General features: G+C 63.6%; 6 protein-coding genes. 1 reads left to right on the top strand and 5 read right to left on the bottom strand.

All coding sequences use genetic code 11. The features are described from left to right. From VDP82_RS12575 to VDP82_RS12555, 5 genes are all read right to left on the bottom strand, one after another. Positions 1 to 458 (bottom strand): ABC transporter permease (locus VDP82_RS12575; protein WP_416347112.1); only part of this gene is annotated, 458 nt, incomplete at its 3' end. After that, positions 455 to 1,432, bottom strand: coding sequence for an ABC transporter permease (locus VDP82_RS12570; RefSeq protein ID WP_323015190.1), 978 nt, complete (start codon positions 1,430 to 1,432; stop codon positions 455 to 457). The genes VDP82_RS12570 and VDP82_RS12575, both read right to left, overlap by 4 nt. Then, entirely contained in the window at positions 1,429 to 2,934 is a 1,506-nt protein-coding gene (locus VDP82_RS12565; RefSeq protein WP_323015189.1) for a sugar ABC transporter ATP-binding protein, read from the bottom strand. The genes VDP82_RS12570 and VDP82_RS12565 overlap by 4 nt, the downstream gene beginning before the upstream one ends. Before the next feature lie 57 nt (positions 2,935 to 2,991). Then, positions 2,992 to 3,978, bottom strand: a complete 987-nt coding sequence (rhaS, locus tag VDP82_RS12560) for a rhamnose ABC transporter substrate-binding protein (RefSeq protein WP_323015188.1) — start codon at positions 3,976 to 3,978, stop codon at positions 2,992 to 2,994. 37 nt (positions 3,979 to 4,015) lie between these two features. After that, positions 4,016 to 4,822, bottom strand: a complete 807-nt coding sequence (locus VDP82_RS12555) for a DeoR/GlpR family DNA-binding transcription regulator (protein WP_323015187.1) — start codon at positions 4,820 to 4,822, stop codon at positions 4,016 to 4,018. Between the two features lie 185 nt (positions 4,823 to 5,007). On the opposite strand from VDP82_RS12555, the gene VDP82_RS12550 reads away from it, so the two are divergent. Next, positions 5,008 to 6,029 (top strand): class II aldolase (locus VDP82_RS12550; protein WP_323015186.1); only part of this gene is annotated, 1,022 nt, incomplete at its 3' end.

Below are 6,029 nucleotides of genomic sequence, written 5' to 3'. Positions count from 1 at the left end.
ACGATGATGAAGGCACTGCCACGGCAAAGGCTCATTGTGCCGATGGTGCCGCCGATGGAGGGCAGCTTCAGCCCCGGTACCAGCACGCCGTTGAAGGCGCCGCACAGAATGCCGACGCCGACGCCCACCGCTACCAGCGTGGGCGTATCGGCCCCCGCTTGCAGGGCCAGCCCCATCAGCGTCGAGGCCAGCGCAATGATCGAGGCCACCGACAGGTCGATTTCGCCGGTGATGATGACCAGCGCCATGGCCAGCGCGATCAGCGCCTTTTCGGTGAAGTTGAAGGTGAGGTCCGACAGGCTCCAGGCATTGAGGAAATAGGGCGAGGCAAAGCTGTTGGCGATGAAGATACCCAAAGCGACCAGAACCAGCAGGCTTTCCCAGCTCAGCGCCGCCGATTTCAGGGGATTGTCGAGCCGGTCGGGAAGACGGCGGCCGGATGCGGTCGTGTCAGTCATGCGGCTTCCGCCTTCTTGAGAATGATGCGCCCCTTGCTGCGCTCGCCGCGCGCGTTGAGCACCACGGCCAAAAGGATTGCCGCGCCCGAAATGGCCATCTGCCAGAAGGGTGACACCCCGATCACCGGCAGCGCATTGTTGACCACGCCGAGGAACAGCGCGCCCAGCAGCGCCCCGGCCACCGTGCCGATGCCGCCGGCAATGGAGACGCCGCCGATGACGCAGGCGGCGATGATGGTCAGCTCATAGCCGCTGGCCACTTCCACCGAGGCGATCACATAGCGCGAAATCCACAGATACCCGCAAAGCCCCGAAATGGCCCCCGAGAGCACGAAGGCGAAGAAGGTGGTTCGACCCACATCGATGCCCGTATAGACCGAGGCGGTGGGGTTGACGCCGATGGCGTAGAAGGCCCGCCCGGCCGGCGTGCGGGTCATCAGCACATAGACCAGCCCGGCCACCACGATGGCGAACCAGCTCAATATCGGCAGGCCGAGAAAGGCGCCGCGCTGGAGCTGGATGAAATCGGGGCTCATCTGCGCCGCATTGACCCAGGCGCCACCGGAAATAACGAAGACCAGCCCCCGGAAAATGGTCAGCGTGCCCAGCGTCACCACGATGGAAGGAATCCCCAGCTTCCACACCAATATGCCGTTGAATGCCCCCAGCAGCGCCCCCACCACGACGCAGCCCGCGATCAGCAGCGGGATCGGGATCATGGGGAAAGCGGCATTGGCCATGGCCACGATCATGCCGGTCAGCGCCAGGTTGGAGGCCATAGACAGATCGATCGAGCGGGTGAGGATCACCGCCATCTGTCCCAGCGCCAGCATCATCAGGATGGAGGTGTCGTTGAAGATGGTGAGCAGGTTCTGCGGCTGGGAAAAGCGCGGAAAGCGCAGGGTGACGCCGACGATCACGGCGAGGATGGCCAGCGCCAGCCAGATTTCACGATTGCGGAAAAGCCGGGTCATGCCGCCTGCTCCTCGGTGATGCCGGCGGCAAAGCGCACCAGCGTTTCGGGTTGCAGGCCGATATTGTCGAGCGTCTGCACGATCAGCCCTTCGCGCATCACCACGATGCGGTCGCTCATGCCCAGGATTTCGGGCAGTTCGGATGAGACCATGATGACCGAGAGCCCCTGCGCCACCAGCTCGGCCATGAAGCCATGCACCGCCGCCTTGGAGCCGATATCGATGCCCTTGGTCGGCTCATCGAGGATGATGACCTTGGGCTGGGTGGCCAGCCATTTGGCGATGACCACCTTTTGCTGGTTGCCGCCCGAAAGGGTGGACACGTTCTGGCTCAGCGAGGCGGCGCGCAGGTCGAGCCGCTCGGTATAGGTGCGGGTGAGGGCAAATTCCTGCGCCGTACGCAGGAAGCCGGCGCGGCTGGTCTTGTCGAGGCTGGGCAGCGAGACATTCTTGAAGATGGGCTCGCCCGTCACCACGCCTTGCTTGCCGCGTTCCTCGGGCACATAGACGATGCCGGCATCGACCGCATCGGCGGCCGAACGCGGCGCGATGGTCCGGCCATCCAGCACCATCGTGCCGGCGCTGGGCCGCGTCATGCCGAACACGGCCTGCATCACTTCCGAGCGTCCCGCGCCTACCAGGCCATAAAAGCCCAGGATTTCGCCCTTTTTCACCGCAAAGGAGATGTTTTCGAATTCGGTCGGGTGGCTCAGCCCCGTCACCTCCAGCACCGTCTCGCCGATAGCGGCGCTGCGGGCGGGGAAGATCTGGTCCACCGCGCGGCCCACCATCATGCGCACGATTTCGGCCTGCGGGGTGTCCTTGATAAAGCCCTTGCCCACCTGCTCGCCGTCGCGAAACACGGTGTAGCGGTCGGCAATGCGATAGATTTCGTCGAATTTGTGCGAGATGAACAGAATCGCCTTGCCGTCCTGCTTGAGCAGGTCGACCAGCACGTAAAGCTCCTCGATTTCCTTCTGGCTCAGCGCGGCGGTTGGCTCGTCCATGATGACCACCTGCGCGTCCACCGACAGCGCCCGCGCCACCGCCACCAGGTGCTTCTTGGCAATGCCCAGTTCCTTGAGCGACATGCCGGCATCGATGCCGGCGGCCATGGAATCCAGCGTCTTCTGCGCTTCCACGCGCATGGTCTTCCAGTCGATCAGCCCCAGCCGGTTGCGCGGCGCATGGCCCAGATAGATGTTCTCCGCCACGCTCAGTTCATCGAACAGCACCGTTTCCTGGTGGATGGCGGTGATGCCGGCATGGGAGGCCGAAATGGCGGTGGGAAGGCTCACCACCTGGTCGCGTACGCGGATTTCGCCGGCATCGGGCTGGTAGATGCCGGTCATCACCTTGACCAGGGTGGATTTTCCCGCGCCGTTCTCGCCGATCAGCGCGGTCACTTCTCCCGGATAGAGTTCCAGGGAGACATCGTGCAGCGCCCGCACGCCGGGAAAGCTCTTGGAGATGCCGGTGAGGGTCAGGATGGGGTCGGTCATGTGTATCCCGTCATGGGCGGCCCGGCGCCGAAGCGCCGGACCCAAGCTCGACTTCGCTTAGAAATAGGTGGCGAATTCGGCAATGTTGGACTTGTCGAAGGTAAAGGGCACCGCCATCGGACCCGAATTGGTCTCGTCCAGCGTCACATGGCCCATGCGGCCCAGTGACAGGGTCACGCCGGGGGCGGGCTCGGCGCCGCCGATCAGGTCGTTGGCCAGCATGACGGCGGAGTAGCCCAGATCGATCGGGTTCCACAGCGCCACGCCTTCGGACGCACCGTTATCGATGAACTGCTTGAATTCGCTGGGCAGCGCCAGGCCGGTCACGTTGATCTTGCCGATCAGGTTCTGGTCGGTCACCACCTGCGCGGCGGCCACGACACCCACGGTGGTGGGGGCGATGATGGCATCCAGATCGGGATAGGCGGCGATGAGGCCGCGAGCCTCTTCGGTCGACTTCACCGAATCGTCGTCACCATAGACCACGGCCACGAGGTTGATATTGGGGAACTTCTGGGGAATGGCCTTCTTGGCCGCCTCGATCCAGGCGTTCTGGTTGGTGGCGGTGGAAGCAGCCGAGAGAATGGCGACGTCGCCGCCCTCGGGCAGGTGATCGGCGGCCAGCTTGATGATGGTTTCGCCGATCAGATTGGTGTCGGAGGGGTTGAGGTGCAGCTGGCGGCCCTCGGGGGCGACGCCCGAATCCCAGCTCAGCACCTTGATGCCGCGTTCCATGGCGCGTTGCAGCACAGGCACCAGCGCGTCCGGGTCGTTGGCGGAGATGGCGATGGCGTCCACCTGCTGGGCGATCAGCGCGTTGACGACTTCAATCTGCGCCTCGGCGGTGGCGGCGGTCGGGCCGGTATAGATGACTTCCACGTCACCCAGTTCGGCGGCAGCTTCCTGGGCGCCCTTGTTGGCGGCGTCGAAGAAGCCGTTGCCCAGCGATTTTACCACCAGCGCGATGCGGGTCTGGGCGAAGGCCGGGCTGGCCAGCAGGGCGGCAATAGCGGTTGTAGTCGCAAGCAGCTTGAGCAGTTTCATGATTTTATCCTCCCAGGGACAAGCTTAAGATCTTTGCTCAGGCCACGCCGGCTTGGCGGTCGGTCTGAGCGTTGGTTTCCGCCACGAAGAGACGCACACCTGCCGTTTCCAGCATCTGGCGGTCTTCGTCGCGGATGCCGGCGTCGGTGATGACGGCGGCTATTCGGTCGAGCCCGCACAGGATGAGGCTCGATCTGCCCGAAAATTTCGAGGAATCGGCGAGAAGGATCAGCTCTTCCGCCTGTCCGATCAGCGCCAGCTCCGACTGCACCACCATGGGGTCGGCCTCCATCAGCCCATAGGGCCCGACGCCCTGGCAGCCGATGAACATGCGCTTGGCGTAGAAATGCCCCGCCACCACCCCGCCGAAGGGCGAGAGGATGACGTTCTGCTCGCGATAGATGGTGCCGCCGGGGATGACGACGGAATTGCGCGAGTTGTGGATGAGGAATTCGGCGATGGCGAAGCTGTTGGTGAAGACCGTGAGCCGCTTGCCCACCAGGTGATGCACCATCTGGTAGGTGGTGGTGCCGCCATTGATGATGATCGGCTCGCCATCCTTGCACATGTCGGCGGCCACGCGCGCAATTGCGCGTTTCTGCGCCATGTTGATCGTTTCGTTGACCGAGAAGGGCCGGCCGATCAGCCCGCCCTGGGCCGGCGGGGTGATCGCCTCGGCGCCGCCGCGCACGCGCCGCAGCCGCCCCTGCACGTGCAGGGCGGCAATGTCCCGGCGGATCGTGGCTTCAGACGATCCGGTGACGTCGCAAAGCTCGGCCACCGTGGCGACGGGGCGCGACTGGACGGCGGCCAGGATAACGCGATGGCGTTCTGTTTCGTGCAAGGCTGATACTCCCTGAATGCATTTGCTTCCATCATTTCCGCGCAGAGTCAATCGCCCATTTGGCAATTCCCGTCACATTCACGCATAAATGACGAATTATGATCGTTTCTGATTGACACCACCCGCCGAACTGTGGCCATGTCCGAGCATATTTCCGTATTGCCTATCCTGTCGGGAGGAATGTCATGTCCACCACCGCGCCCAGGCGCCTTGCGAACCTTTGGGACGACGCCAAGGCGGCCGCCATGAGCGAGCCCGAGCGCCTCGTCTATCGCTCCAACCTGCTCGGGTCGGACAGGCGCGTCACCAATTACGGCGGCGGCAACACCTCCTCCAAGATCTGGCAGAAGGACCCGCTGACCGGCGACGAGGTGGAAGTGCTCTGGGTCAAGGGCTCGGGCGGGGACAATGCCTCGATCAAGCTCGACGGCTTCGCCACGCTCTATATGGACAAGCTCCGCGCCCTCAAGGGGCTTTATCGCGGCGTCGAGTTCGAGGACGAGATGGTGGGCTATCTGCCCCACGCCACCTTCAACCTCAATCCGCGCGCGGCCTCCATCGACACACCCCTGCATGCCTATGTGAACCGGCCCTATGTCGATCACATGCACCCCGATGCCATCATCGCCATCGCGGCCAGCAGGAACTCGAAAGAGCTCACCCAGCAGATTTTCGGCGACACCATCGGCTGGCTGCCCTGGAAGAAGCCCGGCTTCGAGCTGGGCCTGTGGCTGGAAAAATTCTGCCTCGAAAACCCCGAGGCCAAGGGCGTCATCCTGGAATCGCATGGCCTGTTCACTTGGGGCGACACGCCGAAAGAGTGCTACGAAACCACGCTTGCCATCATCAACCAGGCCATGGACTGGTTCGAGAAGGAAACCGCCGGCAAGAGCGTATTCGGCGGCAAGGCCGTCGATAGCTTGCCCGCCGACCAGCGTCGCGGCGTTGCCGCGCGCCTGATGCCGAAAATTCGCGGCTTCATCTCCAAGGACAGCCACAAGCTGGGGCATTTCGACGACAGCGACGCCGTGCTGGAATTCGTCAATTCCAACAATCTGCGCCCGCTGGCGGCTCTGGGCACCTCCTGCCCCGACCATTTCCTGCGCACCAAGATTCGCCCGCTGGTCATCGACTTCGACCCGGCCCAGCCCGATGTCGATGCGGTGATCGAGGGGCTGGCCGAGCAGATCGCCGCCTATCGCATCGA

The organism is Devosia sp., assembly GCF_034675085.1.
Taxonomy (GTDB): domain Bacteria; phylum Pseudomonadota; class Alphaproteobacteria; order Rhizobiales; family Devosiaceae; genus Devosia.
The sequence above is the reverse complement of the archived record's forward strand: the minus strand, read 5'-3'. Positions and strand labels throughout refer to the sequence as shown.

What these genes read in the sequence shown, in the direction of transcription:
- VDP82_RS12570 (WP_323015190.1), bottom strand. Translation starts at nt 1,432, where the DNA reads ATGACCCGGCTTTTCCGCAATCGTGAAATCTGGCTGGCGCTGGCCATC.
- VDP82_RS12565 (WP_323015189.1), bottom strand. Translation starts at nt 2,934, where the DNA reads ATGACCGACCCCATCCTGACCCTCACCGGCATCTCCAAGAGCTTTCCC.
- rhaS (WP_323015188.1), bottom strand. Translation starts at nt 3,978, where the DNA reads ATGAAACTGCTCAAGCTGCTTGCGACTACAACCGCTATTGCCGCCCTG.